The organism is Serratia sp. JSRIV004, from assembly GCF_019968705.1.
Classification (GTDB): Bacteria; Pseudomonadota; Gammaproteobacteria; order Enterobacterales; family Enterobacteriaceae; genus Chania; species Chania fonticola_B.
On record NZ_CP074140.1, the window covers coordinates 4,610,535 to 4,631,057 of the forward strand.

At 52.6% G+C, this 20,523-nt stretch carries 13 protein-coding genes, 2 tRNA genes and 2 rRNA genes; 9 read left to right on the forward strand and 8 right to left on the reverse strand.

The genetic code is table 11. From position 1 onward, the window contains the following. The first annotated feature begins 373 nt into the window (after positions 1 to 373). From mprA to emrB, 4 genes are read left to right on the forward strand one after another with little or no spacing between them, the layout of a single operon-like run. Positions 374 to 895 (forward strand): transcriptional repressor MprA, encoded by a 522-nt coding sequence (mprA, locus tag KGP21_RS22040; RefSeq protein ID WP_021807601.1) that lies wholly within the window; start codon positions 374 to 376, stop codon positions 893 to 895. A 22-nt stretch (positions 896 to 917) separates the two neighbouring features. After that, the gene (locus KGP21_RS22045) at positions 918 to 2,369 is read left to right on the forward strand and encodes an efflux transporter outer membrane subunit (protein WP_021807600.1); all 1,452 of its coding nucleotides are present in this window, start codon (positions 918 to 920) and stop codon (positions 2,367 to 2,369) included. Positions 2,370 to 2,390: 21 nt separating this feature from the next. Next, positions 2,391 to 3,563: a multidrug efflux MFS transporter periplasmic adaptor subunit EmrA gene (emrA, locus tag KGP21_RS22050; protein WP_024484847.1), complete on the forward strand. Its 1,173-nt coding sequence runs from the start codon at positions 2,391 to 2,393 to the stop codon at positions 3,561 to 3,563. Positions 3,564 to 3,619: 56 nt separating this feature from the next. After that, positions 3,620 to 5,116 carry a multidrug efflux MFS transporter permease subunit EmrB gene (gene emrB / locus KGP21_RS22055; RefSeq protein ID WP_235050830.1) on the forward strand — a complete coding sequence of 499 codons (1,497 nt, stop codon included), beginning with the start codon at positions 3,620 to 3,622 and terminating at the stop codon, positions 5,114 to 5,116. A 279-nt stretch (positions 5,117 to 5,395) separates the two neighbouring features. Here emrB and KGP21_RS22060 read toward each other — a convergent pair whose 3' ends face one another. The 4 genes from KGP21_RS22060 to KGP21_RS22075 form a co-directional block, all read right to left on the reverse strand. Further along, positions 5,396 to 7,237 (reverse strand): hybrid-cluster NAD(P)-dependent oxidoreductase, encoded by a 1,842-nt coding sequence (locus tag KGP21_RS22060; RefSeq protein WP_209530160.1) that lies wholly within the window; start codon positions 7,235 to 7,237, stop codon positions 5,396 to 5,398. 40 nt (positions 7,238 to 7,277) lie between these two features. Beyond that, a complete protein-coding gene (gene chbG / locus KGP21_RS22065; protein ID WP_209530208.1) occupies positions 7,278 to 8,039 on the reverse strand; it encodes a chitin disaccharide deacetylase in 762 nt (253 codons plus the stop codon). A 307-nt stretch (positions 8,040 to 8,346) separates the two neighbouring features. Next, positions 8,347 to 9,120, reverse strand: coding sequence for a MurR/RpiR family transcriptional regulator (locus KGP21_RS22070; protein ID WP_223536336.1), 774 nt, complete (start codon positions 9,118 to 9,120; stop codon positions 8,347 to 8,349). Between the two features lie 298 nt (positions 9,121 to 9,418). Then, entirely contained in the window at positions 9,419 to 10,510 is a 1,092-nt protein-coding gene (locus KGP21_RS22075; protein WP_024484850.1) for a tRNA/rRNA methyltransferase, read from the reverse strand. A gap of 196 nt (positions 10,511 to 10,706) precedes the next feature. On the opposite strand from KGP21_RS22075, the gene trxC reads away from it, so the two are divergent. From trxC to KGP21_RS22100, 5 genes are all read left to right on the forward strand, one after another. Beyond that, positions 10,707 to 11,126 (forward strand): thioredoxin TrxC, encoded by a 420-nt coding sequence (gene trxC / locus KGP21_RS22080; RefSeq protein ID WP_094981235.1) that lies wholly within the window; start codon positions 10,707 to 10,709, stop codon positions 11,124 to 11,126. A gap of 115 nt (positions 11,127 to 11,241) precedes the next feature. Further along, a complete protein-coding gene (locus KGP21_RS22085; protein ID WP_021807596.1) occupies positions 11,242 to 11,946 on the forward strand; it encodes a tRNA-uridine aminocarboxypropyltransferase in 705 nt (234 codons plus the stop codon). Positions 11,947 to 12,001: 55 nt separating this feature from the next. Beyond that, the gene (locus tag KGP21_RS22090; RefSeq protein ID WP_223536337.1) at positions 12,002 to 14,653 is read left to right on the forward strand and encodes a bifunctional acetate--CoA ligase family protein/GNAT family N-acetyltransferase; all 2,652 of its coding nucleotides are present in this window, start codon (positions 12,002 to 12,004) and stop codon (positions 14,651 to 14,653) included. A gap of 153 nt (positions 14,654 to 14,806) precedes the next feature. Then, on the forward strand, positions 14,807 to 16,162 hold the full coding sequence (pssA, locus tag KGP21_RS22095; protein ID WP_218518976.1) for a CDP-diacylglycerol--serine O-phosphatidyltransferase: 1,356 nt from the start codon (positions 14,807 to 14,809) through the stop codon (positions 16,160 to 16,162). A 76-nt stretch (positions 16,163 to 16,238) separates the two neighbouring features. Next, on the forward strand, positions 16,239 to 16,571 hold the full coding sequence (locus KGP21_RS22100) for a YfiM family lipoprotein (RefSeq protein WP_094981238.1): 333 nt from the start codon (positions 16,239 to 16,241) through the stop codon (positions 16,569 to 16,571). A 316-nt stretch (positions 16,572 to 16,887) separates the two neighbouring features. Here KGP21_RS22100 and rrf read toward each other — a convergent pair. The 4 genes from rrf to KGP21_RS22120 all read right to left on the reverse strand — a co-directional run bounded on the left by rrf (position 16,888) and on the right by KGP21_RS22120 (position 20,495). Then, positions 16,888 to 17,003 (reverse strand): 5S ribosomal RNA (gene rrf / locus KGP21_RS22105). A gap of 103 nt (positions 17,004 to 17,106) precedes the next feature. Next, positions 17,107 to 20,014, reverse strand: a 23S ribosomal RNA gene (locus KGP21_RS22110). 220 nt (positions 20,015 to 20,234) lie between these two features. Further along, positions 20,235 to 20,310 (reverse strand) — tRNA-Ala (locus KGP21_RS22115). 108 nt (positions 20,311 to 20,418) lie between these two features. Then, positions 20,419 to 20,495: transfer RNA gene (locus KGP21_RS22120), tRNA-Ile, on the reverse strand. Positions 20,496 to 20,523 lie beyond the last annotated feature (28 nt).

The window sequence follows — 20,523 nt, forward strand, 5'->3', positions numbered from 1 at the left end:
CAGGAAATTTATTAGGCCGCAGGGTGTGAAAATTACTTACACTCTGGTAATATTGTCGCGGTAAATTATTGGCGACCTATGCACCCTGCGCCCCGGACCACCATGAACGACCTTACTCAGGTAAGTTTTCTTTCTATCCCCTCCGCAGGATGCCGTAGTGCCCCGCCCAGTGACTTAAACAAACCTTACCTATCTCAGCCTGCGGAACGGCAGAATTTGTGCCTTCAATCACAAGACCTTAGAGTCTGTGGCGTTAAGCATTTACAAACAACTTACAAATGACACGAATTGCTAAATTATTCCCCTGGCTGAAGATTTACATTATTAATCACTATCGTTACTATACCGAACGAAATTAATGAGGCACTAAATTATGGAAAGCTCGTTTACCCCCATAGAGCAAATGCTGAATTTCCGCGCCAAACGTCAGAAAGACTTCCCATACCAGGAAATCCTGCTGACCCGCCTGTGCATGCATATGCAAGGCAAGCTGTTGGAAAATCGCAATAAAATGCTGAAAGCACAGGGAATCAACGAAACCTTGTTTATGGCTCTCATTACGCTGGATGCGCAGGAAAACCACAGTATTCAGCCTTCTGAGCTAAGCTCGGCCCTGGGTTCGTCACGCACCAATGCCACCCGCATTGCCGATGAACTAGAGAAACGCGGTTGGATTGAGCGCCGGGAAAGCGATCACGATCGCCGCTGCCTGCATCTGCATATGACCCAGGCTGGGGAAGCGTTTCTCGAACAATTGCTGCCACCGCAGCATAAATGTCTGCACTTTCTGTGGTCTACGCTGAACGACGAGGAGCAGCAGCAGCTTGAAACGCTGACGCGCAAATTGTTGACCCGTTTGGATCAGATGGAAGTTTCAGAACAGTTATCCCAATAATTCCTGTTCAGGTAATCATTTTATGCGATCCCCGTTAAACTGGAGATTCACCCCGCTGTTCGCCGTTCTGTTGCTCGCGGGGTGCGCATCTACCGATAATATTGCCCCGCAATCCAAGATGATGGATCCGCAACAGCTGCAGCTTGCCCAGCCGAAAGTCAGCTCGCTTGCCATCAGCCCGCAATGGTGGCGCACGCTTAACGATCCCCAGCTTGATAGCCTGATGACCCAGACGCTGCAAAACTCGCCTTCGCTGCAACAGGCGGGCGCTCGCGTGCGTGAAGCCCAAAGCGTGGCAGGTGAAGCCAGTGCCGCCAACGGCCCCAACCTGGATCTGAATGCCAGCATCAACCGTCAGCGTGTGGCGCAAAACACCAACCTGGGCTTTGGCTATCCGCCCAACCCGGTGTATGAGTCCTCTAACTCCTTGGGCCTGAATCTGGCCTATGAGTTTGACTGGTGGGGCAAATATCGCAATCAGGTCAATGCGGCAAAAGCGCAGATCGACGCAGCCCGTGCCGAGCAGGCACAGGCCGCTCTGACGCTGACCAGTTCGGTAGCTTCAGCCTATTACCAGTTACAGGCGAATTACGCGCTGGAGAATTTGCTGCAACAAGAGGTGGATAACAATCAACGCCTGGCAGACCTGCGCCAAAAGCAATATAAAGCCGGGATCTACGGCGTGGAAATCCCGCAACAGACCCAGGCACAAGCAGACAGTGCCAAGCAGCAGATCATCCAGCTGCAGTCACAGATTGAACAACTCAAACACCAGTTGGCCGCCCTGGCCGGTCTTGGCCCGAATGCGATGCAGTCTCTGCATCCGGTGGCCATGCCAAGCGAAGAACAGTTAGCCCCCAAAGGCGAACTCACCGCAGAGTTACTGGGTAAACGCCCGGACATCGTGGCACAGCGCCAACTGGTAGAGTCCTATAACCAACGGGTCAGTGCGGCACGCAAAGAGTTTTACCCTAGCCTGTCGATCTCGGCCTTTGCTGGCTTGACCACCACCAACGTCGGCGGCACCAGCCCGAATCTGTTTGAGGCCGCCAGCCAGGCGTGGGGCGTGGTTCCAGCCATTTCCCTGCCAATCTTCCATGCCGGTGCGCTACGCAGCAAGCTGGGTGAAGAGTCTGCACTCTACGATCAGGCGGTGGGTTCCTATAACCAAACGCTCGTCAATGCGTTACAGGAAACGGCCGACGCCATCACCATTCAACAGAGCAGTAGCAAGCAGCTGCTGCAGGCAACCTCTGCCTCCCAATCCATGCAGGATGTGTACCGGGTCGCCAGCGCCAAATACCAGGCAGGAATTATTGGGCGTGATGAACTGTTGACCAGCCAGACGCAGCTATTACAGCAGCAACAGGCACAACTGAATGCCAGCAGCAACTTGATGCAGGCGAAGATAGCATTGGTACGCGCGTTGGGGGGTGGCTACCAGGCCCCGGCGGCAGCGGAACCTAAAGCATAATTTTAGAGCGTGGAGAATACCATGAGTGCAAGTGCGGAAACTCAAACCCCGCAGCAACCGGCTGGCAAAAAACGGCAGCGTAAATTCTGGCTGCTGCTGTTGACGTTTATTTTTGTGATTATTGGGGTGGCCTATTTAGTTTATTGGTTCCTGGTGCTGCGTCATCACCAAGAAACCGACGATGCCTACGTGGCCGGTAATCAGGTGCAGATCATGGCACAGGTCTCCGGTAGCGTGAACAGCGTGACCTTTGATAACACCGACTTTGTCCGCAAAGGCGATGTGCTGTTAACGCTGGATCCTACCGACGCCGAACAGGCGTTTGAACGGGCCAAAACCGCGCTGGCCAACAGCGTGCGCCAAACGCATCAGTTGGTGATCAACGGTAAGCAGTATCAGGCTAACATTGCGCTGCGCAAATCCGAGCTGAGCAAGGTAGAAAACGATCTCAAGCGTCGTATCGTGCTGGGCAACGCCGATGCCATTGGCCGCGAAGAGCTGCAACATGCGCGTGACGCAGTAGACAATGCCAAAGCGGCACTGGAAGTCGCAGTGCAGCAATATAATGCCAATCAGGCGATGGTGCTGAATACCCCGTTGGATAAACAGCCCGCCGTGCTGCAAGCCGCCGCACAGATGCGCGACGCCTGGATGGCGCTGCAGCGTACCCGCATCGTCAGCCCAATCACCGGCTTCGTTTCACGCCGTAGCGTTCAGGTGGGGGCACAGATCTCCCCTGGGACGCCTCTGATGGCCATAGTGGCACCGGACCATGTCTGGGTGGACGCCAACTTTAAAGAAACGCAGATCGCCAATATGCGTATCGGCCAAGAGGCTACCGTGGTAAGTGACCTGTACGGCAGCGACGTGGTGTTCAAAGGCAAGGTCGTGGGTATCGATATGGGTACCGGCAGCGCGTTCTCACTGTTGCCTGCACAGAACGCGACCGGCAACTGGATCAAAGTGGTACAGCGTTTACCCGTGCGTATCGAACTGGATGCGCAACAGGTTGCTGAGCATCCTCTGCGTATCGGTCTTTCTACGCTGGTCAAAGTCGACACCACCAATCTGGACGGCCTGGTGCTCTCCGATACGGTACGCCAAAAACCGCTGTTTGAAACCAACGCGCTGACGCTGGATCTGGCGCCGGTGAATCAGATGATCGCCGATGTGATCCATGCAAACGCCGGTTAAGCGAGCGGGAGGCTACCTTGGCACAGAAACCGCTTGAAGGTGCCCAGCTCGCCTGGATGACGGTCGCGCTCGCCATGGCGACCTTTATGCAGGTGCTGGACTCCACCATTGCCAACGTGGCGATACCGACCATCTCGGGTAACCTCGGGTCTTCCAACTCGCAGGGCACCTGGGTGATCACCTCGTTTGGGGTGGCCAACGCCATCTCCATTCCGATCACCGGCTGGTTGGCGAAACGCGTGGGTGAAGTTCGCCTGTTCCTGTGGTCCACGGCGCTGTTCGCCCTGGCCTCCTGGCTGTGCGGTATCTCTAACAGTCTGGGCATGCTGATCTTCTTCCGCGTGATCCAGGGCATCGTCGCCGGGCCGCTGATCCCGTTGTCGCAGAGCTTGTTGCTGAATAACTATCCCCCCGCCAAGCGTTCGATGGCCCTGGCGCTATGGTCAATGACCGTGATCGTCGCGCCGATTTTCGGGCCGATCCTGGGCGGCTATATCAGCGATAACTATCACTGGGGCTGGATCTTCTTCATCAACATTCCGATTGGGCTGTTTGTGATCCTGGTCGCGATGTCGACGTTGAAAGGCAGGGAAACCAAAACCGAGATCAAACCGATCGATACCGTCGGGCTGGTACTGCTGGTGGTTGGCATCGGTGCGCTGCAGATCATGCTCGATCAGGGCAAGGAGCTGGACTGGTTCAACTCGACCGAGATCATTGTCCTGACCGTCGTGGCCGTGGTGGCGTTGGTGTTCCTGGTGGTATGGGAGCTCACGGACGATCACCCGGTGGTGGATTTGTCGCTGTTCAAATCGCGCAACTTTACCATCGGCTGTCTGTGTATCAGCCTGGCCTACATGCTGTATTTCGGGGCGATCGTGCTGTTGCCACAGTTGCTACAGGAGGTATATGGCTACACCGCCACCTGGGCCGGCTTGGCGTCTGCGCCGATCGGGCTGCTGCCGGTGATCTTGTCACCGATTATCGGCCGCTTCGGTCATCGGCTGGATATGCGCCGTTTGGTCACCTTCAGCTTCATCATGTATGCCGTGTGCTTCTACTGGCGCGCCTACACGTTTGAGCCGGGGATGGATTTTGGCGCTTCCGCCTGGCCGCAGTTCTTCCAGGGCTTTGCGATTGCCTGCTTCTTTATGCCGCTGACGACCATTACCCTGTCTGGGTTGCCGCCGGATCGCATAGCGGCAGCATCGAGCCTGTCGAACTTTACCCGTACCTTGGCGGGCTCTATCGGCACCTCGATCACCACTACGCTGTGGACCAGCCGGGAGGCGATGCATCACTCGCAACTGAGCGAGTTTGTGAATCCGTTTAACCCGCAGTCGCAGGAGATGTACAGCAAGCTGGAGCAGCTCGGCATGAGCAAGCAGCAGGCTTCGGCGTATATCGCCAACGAGATCACCGCGCAGGGGCTGATCATCTCGGCCAACGAGATATTCTGGCTTTCGGCGGGGGTGTTCCTGATCTTGCTGGCGCTGGTCTGGTTCGCCAAACCACCGTTCAGTTCCGGGGGTGGCGGGGGCGGAGCCCACTGATCGAGTCACGCCCACAGAGGCTTATGTGAATGGCGAAGGCCCTATCGGATCTTCTATAGTATAGGGGCGGTTCAAAGATGAACCGCCCCTATAAAATTGGATGATTGTTACCAGGTTTACATAGCTCATGGCAACGCTGTCGGAACCCCGACTACCGTATGTATTTCAGCTAAAATCGAGAAGTGAACACTGCATGGCGGCAGCCACGTCAAAATGTTTTAACAGTCAGCCCTGGCAACCAAAATTGGCAAGGCTATTCACAGCCCAATATCAAATAAATTAACTGCCGAGCCCCTCAGATACGACTTCCACATCCGTTAATGGAATAGAACAGCATGCCAACACATAATTGCTCTGCTGTTCTTCAGAAGACAGTGCTGAAGAGCTTTGTTGGTCAACACGCCCGGAAACCAGCCTGACTTTGCATTGACCACAGAATCCTGCCCTGCAGCCATAGGGAAGCGACACACCTGTTTGTTCAGCCTGCATCAATAAAGGTTGCTGGTTATGACCCGCGAAAGCAGTTCCATTTATTGTCAGTGTAATAGGCGTAAATACGGATGGCGGAATAGCAGCCAGGCCAAACGCTTCTTGGTGATACTGAGATTCAGGTAAGCCTAGTAGTAATAATTGGCGTTGAGCATTTTTCATGAACTCATCAGGGCCGCAGACAAATACTTGCCGCTCAATTATCTCAGGGATGCCCTTGAGTGTGTGGGTATCTAAACATCGTCTTTTCTCGCCCCATAATGCATCAGGTTGACTTAATGCGATAATGACTTTCAGATTGGGATTTGCTGTCTGCAGATGCTCAAGTTCTAATTTAAATGCAATATCTTCACGAGTACGACATTGATAGTAAAGGAAAACATCAACAGCCTTTTTGTTATCATACAAATAACGCAGCATTGATATCATTGGTGTTATTCCACTACCTGCTGCAATTAACAAGAACTTATCCGCAGAGTCGTCGATATAGAATTCACCTGCAGGTGTTTCCATCGCCAGTTTATGCCCAACCTGAAAGTGGTCATGCATCCAGTTCGAGACGCGCCCGCCGGGTGCTCGTTTTATTGATATTGCATATAACCCGGGACGAGAAGGTGTTGACGAAAGCGTATAGCGTCGCGTGAAATATTTCCCTTCGATCTTAATTGTTATTGGCAAATGCTGTCCTGGAAGGTAATGGGGAAGTGAATTATTATTTCCCGATTCAAACCAGAAAGTACAAAAGTTGCGTGAAATATTTTCCCGTCTAACACAAAGTAGACTTAATCTTTCATTAGCATGAAGCTTAAATTTTTCTCGGGGCTTTTCCTCTAAAACCTCGATAATGTCACCCACTTTAATCACGCCTTCATTGAGGGCCACCAGATTATGCCCAAATTTAATATTACCTTGTTCATCACTTCTGAATTCAGACAATGTTCTTAGGGGTTCTTTTTTTTCATCAAATGTGCTGCTTTGCTGGTCAATAGTTGTCAGAATACATCGTGTGCAAGGCTTAACCCCCTCAAAAACAACATCACCGATGCGAATTCGTTTCCAACCATCTTCATCGAATGCATTTGTTCCACTGACGACCAGGTTAGGTCTAAAATGCATCATTGAAAAATGTTCAACACTGCGTTCATTTAGTGCCGCCAGAGAAGCCTCACTGAGGATCAGCAAAGGGTAACCGTCAGCGAAGCTGATATTGTATGGAATAGCGGCACGTGTTCTGCTTGACTGTTCACCGGTATAAAGTAGTTGCGTGGGAACGCCGAGAATGGCTGAAACCCACTGGTTTGCCTCTTTTGTAGTGGCACAGGCGGCGAAATTATCCTTAAAGACATTAGTCTGTGTTTCAAGCATCGAAAAATCTGAATATTTGAGGGTCAGGCGTTCACGTTGTGGATAGCTTAAATATAACCCTTCAGCAAATAACGTAGATGTTACATTAAGTAATTGGGGAAAATCACGTGCCGTAAGCATTTTACCATCTTCTCGCGCTACCATAAAGCGACGGTCGAACGCGATTCCCTGTTTCTCAACCCATGCTTGTGATTGGCTTATTCCGCCCGTCGATTTGACAGGATATACCGTTATCTCGGCTAAGTAGGGTTTATTGTTTAGTCTCATTTTACCCTCCAGACTAAATACCAGGCCTGAAATTTAATATTCAGATAGAAGAATAATTCCCAAGAATATATCCACGATAAATTATTTCCCTCTTAAGATTTTGGGAGGTCAATATTTCAATTTCTTTTACCCGAGGATAGGAATACGAACTCTTTAAAATGGTATCATCAAGAAAAGCAGGATGACACATAATCTCAAGGCTTTTATCTCCTCTCTTATCTGCATCATCCAGCAGTTGCAGTATGAGAGTCTCCGAGATAGTGTCCCCATAGAAACTGGAATCAAAATAATCGGTACTACGGAAATTATTGAACTGGATATCATGCTTTTTAATTTCGCGACGGTCTATACGTAAAGGGAGTGACTTCTTATTGGCAAAATGCTCAACCAATGGATAAATTTGTGGCAGCATATGTACAAAATGATGACTGTCCAGATGCGTAGGTGTTCGCCCAAATATGTCTATAAACCTCTCAAATTGCGCATTTAATTCTGCTGTTATTTCTGCAGGTTCTACCATCCCCTTTTGCGCATACTCCCACAGCCATTTGCCGAGCTCTCCTTTTTCATTGACCAGTTTTTTCATTGCCGTTAAGGGGCGTCCATAAGTCAACGTAAAGTGCAGCCCTACGCCTAAACCCGGATGCTTCTGGCTCAGTTTGGCAGCGTGGGTAACATACGGAGAGGTAACCATGGCCGTTGTCGAAGTAACAATTCCGTTATTGTAAGACTCAATAATTCCGTAGTTCTGACCTTTGCTCATACCAAAATCATCAGCATTAACAATCAATATTTTTCTCATTTTCATCCACTTATCATTTTTCAGCATTGTCCGCAGATATATGTTAATGACCTAAACGCAACACGTTTAGGCAACAACGCGCAACCAGCGTGATAGACATATCAATAATCAAACCACTAATGATATTAATATCACAAAAGAAGATGACTGCAATGTTTTTTTGATAAATTTATCAAAAAGGCCTGATTGCGCTGAAATAAACATTAGCGCTACCGAATGGATGCGATGTTACATGGATAGTTACAGGGTATTTATTCAGAACAGTTGAGCAAGAGGGTTTTTATTAAGCCTTTGATTTATAACCACATTAAGTCCTAAAGGCAAACAGGATAATGTGTATAAACATCATGTAGACGGAATTGTTATCGATAAAGATTTCTGACTCTTTCGAGTCTTTGATGACCAGTGGCACTCGTGGGAGAACGACCAGATAATCAACTACAGAGCTAGCAGTGGTATCCTCATTCATGGTGATCAGCACAAGTTTTGCCCCTTTCCTTTTGAAACTGTCTTTTTCATACTGTTTGAGAATGTTTTCAGCACCGGACACCGAAAAAATGATAACAACATCCCCTTGTGTTGCAATCTCATCAAGGTAGTCAAACCGCTCCTGCTCGCTGATCACGTGGGCAGAGCGTGTACCGTAAAACAGCATATGCTCTAAATACCCAGCCACATAAAATGAGCCACCGAGCCCCACAATGTATAAATTGTTTGCACCCAATATCAGTTCCTTTATATCGCGAGAGGATGTGTAATATTTTTCATCCCTGAGCAACTCAATGTGATCCTTGTAGCCATCAACAATCTGGCTCATTGGGTTACGTGCGTTGCCGGCCTCAGATTCTTTGTTCTTCAGCTCATTGGCTAATGAAAACCTGAACTCACTGTAACCAGAATAGCCTATTTTTTTTGCCAGGCGCTGTATTGACGCGACAGATACATCATAGATTTCGGCAGCCGAGGCTATAGAATTATCAACAATCACAACGGGCTTCTGCAGGATTTTTTTTGCCAGGATCCGTTCTGTTTTCGTGAGTTTATAGTATGAAATTGATATTTCGTTTATTGCACTGATCATATCTGCCCTGAGTTTTTTTAACAAAAATCAACGGTACGCTACAACATAAGCTTACCCAGTATAACAAGATGCATGAAGTTTCTGGATAGCTTTTGTCAGGGGTAATGCCCACTTCTGACACAAAGCTGCCTCAGACTTGACCCGCTTAACAAAGGTGTCAGGCCAAGTATGAATCAGTACACATTAGCGATTCAGGACACTCTTTTTCGTCCTCTCCACTCTTGTTGCTCTAATAGATCAAAGCCCTGGCTTTACGGCCAGGGCTTTGTCATTAATCGGATTTTAATCGCGTAAAGCATTACGCCTGGTTCTGACGCCACCAATCGGCCAACAGAATACCGGTCGCTACCGAGACGTTCAGGCTTTCTACTTTGCCAGTCCCGCCGATAGACACGCTCATATCACCCTGTTGCCAAGCGCTGTCACTCAGGCCATCACGTTCCTGGCCCAACACCAGCACCATCTTGGTTGGCAGTTTAGCCTGCGCCAACGGCGTGCCTTTATGGCTGGAGGTGGTGACGATGGTGTAACCCGCTTTGCGAAACGTATCCAGCACGGACAGGAAGTCATCGGCATTGATTGCCTTGATGTGTTCCGCCCCGCCTTCAGCCGTACGCACTGCTGCGCCAGATTCCAGCACCGCTGGATCCTGTAGCAATACGCCGTTCACGCCAAAGTGTGCACAAGAACGAACGATCGCACCCAGGTTGTGTGGGTTGCCCACTTCTTCCAGTGCCAGCACGCAATCTTTGGCCGGTGCATTCTGCAGGTAAGCCTGCGCATCCAGACCTTGACGCTTTTTAATCAGGAAGCACACGCCGCCGTGATGTTCGGTACCGGACGCTTTGGCCAGTTCCTCTTCATCCACCACATGGTAAGCCTTGCGGTTAGCCGCCATCCAACGCAGTGCCTCACGGAAACGTGGGGTGACGGATTGCACAAACCAGGCACGGACGATGGCATCTGGACGGCTGGCGAACAGGGCTTTACAGGCGTTTTCACCGTAAACACGGGTTTCTTCCGCACGTTGGCGGCGCAGCTGCTCAGGATCGATAAAGCTTTTGCCACTGATGCCACCATGATCGAACGCCGGTTCTTCTTGCGGAGCACGGGACACGGTTTTCCACGGTGATTCATAACCACCGCTGTCTTCGGTGCGCGCCGGACGGCGAGGACGATCGCTTTCACTGCTGCTGCGACGGGGATCGGTACCCCGACGGTCACCACCGCGCGCCTTATCCTGACCGGCACGGCCAGAGCGTGCATTGTCAGCCGGGCGGCCTTTGCCGTCAGGTCGTTTATTCTTGTTACGGTTGTCGCCGCTATCGTCGTCACTACGGACGAACATCACTTTAACCTTACCGTTCTTGCCACTAAATGAATCGTTCATTGTCTTCTCCACCAACGCGCAGGGCGCGAAGATTACCTGATGTTGGTGCGCTAAGCCACCAACTTGCGCTAAAAGCTAGCATCTATCAAATTCATCGAACAAATCACTTGGTCGAATGCCACGCTTTTACCGATAATAAGCAACATTAAGGATACATATACGCGGCTAACATGCTGCGTCAGCCCCAGAGGTAACCATGAATACAGTTTGTGCAGCTTGTAATGCCACCAACCGCGTGCCGGAAGAACGTCTGGCGGACGGCGCTAAATGTGGCCGCTGCGGCCATGAATTGTTCGACGGTGAAGTGATTAACGCCACCGCCGCCACGTTGGACCAGCTCCTGCAAGACGACTTGCCGATCGTGGTCGATTTCTGGGCCCCGTGGTGTGGCCCGTGCCGCAGCTTCGCGCCGATCTTTGAAGACGTGGCACAAGAGCGTGCTGGCAAGGTGCGTTTCGTGAAGGTCAACACCGAAGCCGAACCCGAGTTGAGCGCCCGCTTCCGCATTCGCAGCATCCCTACCATCATGGTGTTCCGTGAAGGCAAGATGGTCGATATGCTCAACGGCGCGTTGCCGAAAGCGCCGTTCGATAACTGGCTTAACGAGCTAGTTTAACGCAAAAGCGCTTACTATGCCGCCAGTTGTGTCGGCATAACATCGCCTAGATAGCCCGTGCGCCTCTCCCGCCGGGCTTTTTTCTGCGCTACAATGGCGGTTTTTCAGGATCGTTATGACTGACAACGCCGTACTTCGTCTGCGCCAAGACCGTTTAGACCGCGCCACCCGCCCATTTCTGGCCAGAGGTAGCCGCGCCGTGCGCTGTCAGGGTTGTTTGCTACCGCAGCAAAACTGCCTGTGTGCCACCATCAAACCGCAGCAGGCCAACAGCCGCTTTTGCCTGATCATGTTCGGCGCAGAACCGTTGAAACCCAGCAACACCGGACGCCTGATCGCCGATATCCTGCCTGATACCCTGGCGTTTACCTGGTCGCGTACCGAAGTCGATCCGGGCCTGTTAGCAGCCATCAACGATCCTACTCGTCAACCCTACGTGGTATTCCCGGCCTCTTATGCCGATGCGGACCGCCCGGTGGTTAGCAGCGTGCCCACCGGTGGCAAGCCGCCTTTATTTATCATGCTCGACGGTACCTGGTCGGAAGCGCGCAAGATGTTCCGTAAAAGCCCCTATCTGAATCAGTTCCCGGTCTTTTCACTGAACGTGTTGGCCTCATCGGACTATTTGCTACGTGTTGCCAGCCGCCCCGAACAGCACTGTACGGCAGAAGTCGCTGCCGCCCTGCTCCAACAGGCAGGCGATGAACAGGCCGCGACCGGGCTGAGCCAACATTTCAATTACTTCCGTGAACAGTATCTGGCCGGGAAACCTCACCGCCCAGAGGCACCGGTCACAGCAAATCTGCCACAAAGCGCCTAGAATCAGACGATAATTTGCCTCTTTCAGGCAAACCGATCAGGAGCAGGAGCCGCACATGAGCCAGAGAGGGTTAGAAGCGCTATTACGTCCCAAATCAATTGCCGTGCTCGGCGCTTCGCAACAGCCCGGCCGGGCTGGCTACCTGATGATGCGCAATCTGCTGGCTGGCGGTTTTACCGGCCCGATACTGCCGGTCACGCCTCGCTACAAGGCTGTCTGCGGCGTGATGGCCTATCCCGACGTAGCCAGCCTGCCGCTGACCCCCGATCTGGCCGTGCTGTGTACCAATGCCCAGCGTAACCTGGCACTGATCGAAGCCCTGGGTGAGCGCGGCTGCAAAACCGCTATCGTACTTTCCTCCCCCGTGGAACAATTCGCCGAGCTGAAGGCCACCGCACAACGCTACTCAATGCGCCTGCTGGGGCCAAACAGCCTGGGCTTGCTGGCGCCTTGGCAAGGTATCAACGCCAGCTTTTCGCCGGTCCCCATTCAGAAAGGCAAGCTGGCGTTTATCTCCCAGTCTGCCGCCGTGGCGAACACCATTCTGGACTGGGCGCAACAACGGGAGGTTGGCTTCTCCTACTTCATCGCGTTAGGGGATAGCCTGGATATCGACGTCGACGATCTGCTCGACTTCCTGGCCCGCGACAGCAAAACCAGCGCCATTCTGCTGTATCTGGAAAACATCAACGACGCGCGGCGTTTCCTTTCCGCCTCCCGCAGTGCCTCACGCAATAAGCCGATCCTGGTGATCAAAAGTGGCCGTAGCCAACAGGCGCAGCTACTGCTCAACAGCCAGCAGGGATTGGACGCCGCCTACGATGCGGCCATCCAACGCGCCGGTTTGCTACGTGTACAGGATACTCACGAGCTGTTTTCCGCCGTGGAAACCTTGAGCCATATGCACCCGCTACGCGGTGAGCGGCTAATGATTATCAGCAACGGCGCGGCCCCCGCAGCCATGGCGCTGGACCAATTACTCTCCCGCAACGGTAAGCTGGCAACGTTGACGGATGAGACTCAGGAGAAGCTGAGCACTGCCCTACCGGAGTTTATCCGGCCAGGAAATCCTATCGATCTGCGTGATGATGCAACCCCCAAGCGCTATCTGGCCGCTCTGCAACCGCTGCTCGACAGCCACGACTATGACGCCCTGCTGCTGATCCATGCCCCTAGCGCCGCCTCTCCGGGCACTGAGACCGCCGAACGGCTGATCGAGGCCATCCGCCAGCACCCACGTGGGAAACGCATTACGCTGTTAACCAACTGGTGTGGCGAATACTCCTCTCAGGAGGCCCGCCGCCTGTTTACCGAGGCCGGGATCCCAACCTATCGTACGCCAGAAGGCGCGGTCACCGCGTTTATGCATATGGTGGAATACCGCCGTAACCAGAAGCAACTGAAGGAAACCCCGGCGCTACCGATTGGGCTTACGGCCAATACCGCTGCCGCGCACCAGTTAATTCATCAAGCGTTGGGCGAAGGGGCTAGCCAGTTGGATACCCATGAAGTCCAACCGATTTTGCAGGCTTACGGCCTCAGCACCCTGCCAACCTGGATTGCCAGTGACAGCGCCGAAGCGGTGCACATTGCCGAACAGATTGGCTACCCGGTAGCGCTCAAGCTGCGCTCTCCGGATATCTCGCATAAATCCGAAGTTCAGGGGGTCATGCTTTATTTACGTACTGCCACCGAGGTGCAGCGTGCGGCGGAAGCGATCCTCGATCGGGTGAAGCGTACTTACCCGCAGGCGCGCATCCACGGTCTGTTAGTGCAAAGCATGGCCAACCGTGCCGGGGCACAAGAGCTGCGGATTGCCGTTGAACAGGATGCCACCTTCGGCCCGCTGATAATGCTCGGCGAAGGCGGCATCGAATGGCGTAAGGAAAACCAGGTCGCCGTTGCCCTGCCGCCGCTGAATATGGCGCTGGCGCGTTATCTGGTGTTGCAGGCGGTGAAAGGAGGCAAAATCCGTGGGCGCAGTGCGCTGCGGCCGCTTGATATCCCCGGCTTAAGCCGCCTGTTGGTGCAGGTTTCCAACCTGATCCTTGACTGCCCAGAGATCTCACGCCTCGATATTCATCCGGTATTAGCCTCCGGTAGCGAATTTACCCTGCTGGACGTTTCCATGCAGTTAACGCCTTTCAGTGGCGATCCACAGGCGCGCCTGGCGATCCGCCCTTATCCCCATGAGCTGGAAGAAACCATTGAATTAAAAGACGGTTCTCAATGCCTGTTCCGCCCGATCCTGCCGGAGGATGAACCGGCGCTGAAGCACTTTATCGACCGCGTCACCAAAGAAGATCTCTATTACCGCTACTTTAGTGAGATCAACGAGTTTAGCCACGACGATTTGGCTAACATGACCCAAATCGACTACGATCGAGAAATGGCTTTCGTAGCGGTACGCCATGGCGAAGAGATCATCGGCGTGACGCGCGCCCTGTCAGATCCGGACAACACCGACGCCGAATTCGCCGTACTGGTACGTTCCGATCTGAAAGGCCTGGGTCTGGGCCGACAGCTCTTGATGAAAATGATTGGCTATGCGCGAGCGCAAGGCCTGATCCGCCTGACAGGCATTACGATGCCGAATAACCGCGGAATGGTCACACTGGCTCAAAAGCTGGGGTTCAAGGTCGATGTGCAAATTGACGAAGGGATTGTCAATTTAACCCTGCCGCTACAGGATGGGGCGACGCCGTGACCGCTGTCGCAATGTAATACGAATCCACTACTTAACGCCAAAACATACGCACAATCGGGGCAACTAGTGGTATTATCGCCCGATTGTTCGAAGCATTTTATTCATGGAAGTGGCGTTCCGGCCATCCAAATATGAGAGAAGAAGCGCACTGTGATGTTGTCAAAATTTAAACGTAGCAAACATCAACAACACCTTGCACAACTGCCCAAACTCCCCCAGACGGTTGCTGATGTCCGTACCCTTTTTACGCCGGCTGATTTCCGTGCAACGCTGCTGGAATCGATCGCTAACGCAACAACCCGCATTTATCTGGTAGCGCTCTATCTGGAGCATGACGATGCGGGCCGCGATATCCTCAATGCGCTCTATCAAGCCAAGCAGCAGCGCCCTGAGCTGGAGATCTGCGTGTTGGTAGACTGGCATCGTGCTCAACGTGGGCGTATCGGTGCGGCAGCGGCCAATACCAATGCCGACTGGTACTGCGCTATGGCTGCACAGCACCCGCAGGTTTCGGTGCCGATTTACGGCGTTCCGGTCAATACTCGCGAAGCGCTGGGCGTACTGCATTTGAAGGGCTTTGTCGTTGACGATACGGTGTTCTACAGCGGCGCCAGCATTAATGATGTCTATCTGCACCAGCATGATAAGTATCGTTACGATCGCTATCAGCTGATAACCAATAATCTGTTGGCGGTGACCCTGTGCGATTACATCAAACAGCATCTGTTAACCGCCGGTGCCGTGCAGCGTCTTGATCGTGCTGACAGGCCCAAAAGCCTCGAGATCAAAAACGAAATCCGCCTGTTCCGCTTTGCCCTACGCCGTGCCGCCTATCAATTTCAGGGGAACGCCAGTAATGATGAGCTGGCCGTCACCCCGTTAGTCGGCCTGGGTAAACAGAGCATTCTGAACAAAACGATCCACCACCTGATGTGCAGCACCGATCAGAAACTGACGCTGTGCACGCCTTACTTCAACCTGCCAGCCTTGCTGGTGCGCAATATCATTTATCTGCTGCGCCAAGGAAAACAGGTGGAGATCATCGTGGGTGACAAGACGGCCAATGACTTCTACATTCCTGAAGATCAGCCGTTCAAGATTATCGGTGCGCTGCCTTATCTCTATGAAATCAACCTGCGCCGCTTCCTGAGCCGCCTGCAACGCTATGTTGATACCGGCCAGCTGATTGTGCGCCTGTGGAAAGACGGCGATAACAGCTATCACCTCAAAGGGATGTGGGTCGATGACGAGTGGCAGTTGATCACCGGTAACAACCTCAACCCGCGCGCCTGGCGGCTGGATCTGGAGAACGCCATTCTGTTCCACGATCCCAAGCACGAAATGCAGGAACAACGGCATAAAGAGTTGGAAACGATCCGTACCCATACCACAGTGGTTGGCCACTATCTCGAATTGCAAAGCATTCAGGAATATCCGGTCAAGGTGCGTAAACTGATCCGTCGTCTGCGTCGGATCCGTATCGATCGCTTGATTAGCCGTATATTGTAAACTCGCTATAATTAACTGCACCACAGCCCGGCAATGCCGGGCTTTTTTGTCCATATTGAGACAGGATGTTTTCACTATGTGCCCACTCCGCCCGTTTATCCTCCTTCCGGTACTGTTGTTCTCCAGTGGCTGTACCCACATGGCCAATGATAGTTGGACCGGTAAAGACAAGGCTCAGCACTTTGTGGCTTCCGCTGCATTTGCCGCCGCTGGCGCAGCTTATGGCGATCATCAGAACTGGAATGAGGCACGTAGCCGCAGTTTTGGCCTGCTATTTTCGGTTGGGTTGGGCGCGGCAAAAGAGCTGTATGACAGCCGCGAAGGCGGTACGGGCTGGAGCTGGAAGGATTTTGCCTGGGATGTGGCAGGGGCTGCGACAGGGTACAGTATTTATCATCTGGCGCGTTGAAGCTTGGTAATGACCCCTCACCCTAACCCTCTCCCACAGGGAGAGGGAACCGATCGAGTCCGCGGATCTCTCTGTGTAATACTTCATCTTTCTACTTACTTCCAACGTCCTGAAGCGGTACGGGCAACCCCAACCTCTCCCCACTTTCCGAAGCAGTACGGGCTCATCCACGACGCCGGACGGCTCCCTCTCCCTCACACGGGGGTTCAGTTGTTCTCGGCTGGTACTCTGGGAGAGGGTGGGGGTGAGGGGCATTTCTGTTTTTGACCCATAGCAAAAAGGCCATCCTTGCGGATGGCCTCTTGGCTTAATTGATGCCTGGCAGTGTCCTACTCTCGCATGGGGAGACCCCACACTACCATCGGCGCTACGGCGTTTCACTTCTGAGTTCGGCATGGGGTCAGGTGGGACCACCGCGCTATTGCCGCCAGGCAAATTCGTTTCATTCTTGGCCGTTACTTTCGTAACCACCAGAACCAATCTCGGAACTTCACTGAAAATCTCTACAATCTCTTCAAAACACCTTCGGTGTTGTAAGGTTAAGCCTCACGGATCATTAGTACTGGTTAGCTCAATGCATCGCTGCACTTACACACCCAGCCTATCAACGTCTTAGTCTTAAACGTTCCTTCAGGGGCCTTAAAGGCCCAGGGAAGACTCATCTCGAGGCAAGTTTCGCGCTTAGATGCTTTCAGCGCTTATCTTTTCCGCACTTAGCTACCGGGCAGTGCCATTGGCATGACAACCCGAACACCAGTGGTGCGTTCACTCCGGTCCTCTCGTACTAGGAGCAACCCCTCTCAATCTTCCAACGCCCACGGCAGATAGGGACCGAACTGTCTCACGACGTTCTAAACCCAGCTCGCGTACCACTTTAAATGGCGAACAGCCATACCCTTGGGACCTACTTCAGCCCCAGGATGTGATGAGCCGACATCGAGGTGCCAAACACCGCCGTCGATATGAACTCTTGGGCGGTATCAGCCTGTTATCCCCGGAGTACCTTTTATCCGTTGAGCGATGGCCCTTCCATTCAGAACCACCGGATCACTAAGACCTACTTTCGTACCTGCTCGAGCCGTCACTCTCGCAGTCAAGCTAGCTTATGCCTTTGCACTAACCTCACGATGTCCGACCGTGATTAGCTAACCTTCGTGCTCCTCCGTTACTCTTTGGGAGGAGACCGCCCCAGTCAAACTACCCACCAGACACTGTCCTCACCCCGGATCACGGGGCCGAGTTAGAACATCAAACATTAAAGGGTGGTATTTCAAGGTTGGCTCCATGCAGACTGGCGTCCACACTTCAAAGCCTCCCACCTATCCTACACATCAAGGCTCAATGTTCAGTGTCAAGCTATAGTAAAGGTTCACGGGGTCTTTCCGTCTTGCCGCGGGTACACTGCATCTTCACAGCGAGTTCAATTTCACTGAGTCTCGGGTGGAGACAGCCTGGCCATCATTACGCCATTCGTGCAGGTCGGAACTTACCCGACAAGGAATTTCGCTACCTTAGGACCGTTATAGTTACGGCCGCCGTTTACTGGGGCTTCGATCAAGAGCTTCGCCTTGCGGCTGACCCCATCAATTAACCTTCCAGCACCGGGCAGGCGTCACACCGTATACGTCCACTTTCGTGTTTGCACAGTGCTGTGTTTTTATTAAACAGTTGCAGCCAGCTGGTATCTGCGACTGGCTTCAGCTCCGAGAGCAAGTCTCTTCACCTACGCGCCAGCGTGCCTTCTCCCGAAGTTACGGCACCATTTTGCCTAGTTCCTTCACCCGAGTTCTCTCAAGCGCCTTGGTATTCTCTACCTGACCACCTGTGTCGGTTTGGGGTACGATTTGATGTTACCTGATGCTTAGAGGCTTTTCCTGGAAGCAGGGCATCAACTACTTCTGCACCGTAGTGCATCGTCATCACGCCTCAGGGTTGGTAGCGTTCCGGATTTACCAGGAACACCCCCCTACACGCTTAAACCGGGACAACCGTCGCCCGGCTAGCCTAGCCTTCTCCGTCCCCCCTTCGCAGTAACACCGAGTACAGGAATATTAACCTGTTTCCCATCGACTACGCCTTTCGGCCTCGCCTTAGGGGTCGACTCACCCTGCCCCGATTAACGTTGGACAGGAACCCTTGGTCTTCCGGCGAGCGGGTTTTTCACCCGCTTTATCGTTACTTATGTCAGCATTCGCACTTCTGATACCTCCAGCAAACCTCACAGTTCACCTTCAACGGCTTACAGAACGCTCCCCTACCCAACAACGCCTGAGCGTCGCTGCCGCAGCTTCGGTGCATGGTTTAGCCCCGTTACATCTTCCGCGCAGGCCGACTCGACCAGTGAGCTATTACGCTTTCTTTAAATGATGGCTGCTTCTAAGCCAACATCCTGGCTGTCTATGCCTTCCCACATCGTTTCCCACTTAACCATGACTTTGGGACCTTAGCTGGCGGTCTGGGTTGTTTCCCTCTTCACGACGGACGTTAGCACCCGCCGTGTGTCTCCCGTGATAACATTCTTCGGTATTCGGAGTTTGCATCGGTTTGGTAAGCCGGGATGGCCCCCTAGCCGAAACAGTGCTCTACCCCCGAAGATGAGTTCACGAGGCGCTACCTAAATAGCTTTCGGGGAGAACCAGCTATCTCCCGGTTTGATTGGCCTTTCACCCCCAGCCACAAGTCATCCGCTAATTTTTCAACATTAGTCGGTTCGGTCCTCCAGTTAGTGTTACCCAACCTTCAACCTGCCCATGGCTAGATCACCGGGTTTCGGGTCTATACCTTGCAACTATTCGCCCAGTTAAGACTCGGTTTCCCTACGGCTCCCCTATACGGTTAACCTTGCTACAAAATATAAGTCGCTGACCCATTATACAAAAGGTACGCAGTCACACCACGAAGGTGCTCCCACTGCTTGTACGTACACGGTTTCAGGTTCTATTTCACTCCCCTCGCCGGGGTTCTTTTCGCCTTTCCCTCACGGTACTGGTTCACTATCGGTCAGTCAGGAGTATTTAGCCTTGGAGGATGGTCCCCCCATATTCAGACAGGATGTCACGTGTCCCGCCCTACTCATCGAACTCACAGTTAATGCATTTTAGTGTACGGGGCTATCACCCTTTGCTGCGCGACTTTCCAGACGCTTCCACTAACACAAGAACTGATTCAGGTTCTGGGCTGTTCCCCGTTCGCTCGCCGCTACTAGGGGAATCTCGGTTGATTTCTTTTCCTCGGGGTACTTAGATGTTTCAGTTCCCCCGGTTCGCCTCGTATGGCTATGTATTCACCATACGATAGTGTGTCGAAACACACTGGGTTTCCCCATTCGGGTATTGCCGGTTATAACGGTTCATATCACCTTACCGACACTTTTCGCAGATTAGCACGCCCTTCATCGCCTCTGACTGCCTAGGCATCCACCGTGTACGCTTAGTCACTTAACCTCACAACCCGAAGGTGTTTCTGTAAACAGAAGACACTGTCGTGCTGTTTATTTGAGAGACTCTATGACAGGTTAATCCTTACCCCAGTACTTCTACGGAGGGATAAGTTTCAGCTGTCATGTTTCAATTTTCAGCTTGTTCCAGATTGTTAAAGAGCAAAATACTTCGCAGCATACTGTTGCCAGTACACTCTGAAGTATTACCAAGGACCATATGGATATGGTGGAGCTAAGCGGGATCGAACCGCTGACCTCCTGCGTGCAAGGCAGGCGCTCTCCCAGCTGAGCTATAGCCCCATACAGTCACTTGCAGAAACCTTTATTTACCACTCGCTCAGGCAAGGCATGCTCACTGGACGTTTACGGTGTAAACGTATCGCGTGCAACGCAGCACAAGTGCGAATTTGGTAGGCCTGAGTGGACTTGAACCACCGACCTCACCCTTATCAGGGGTGCGCTCTAACCACCTGAGCTACAAGCCTATAAAGGTATTTCTGCTCGTTACTTTTT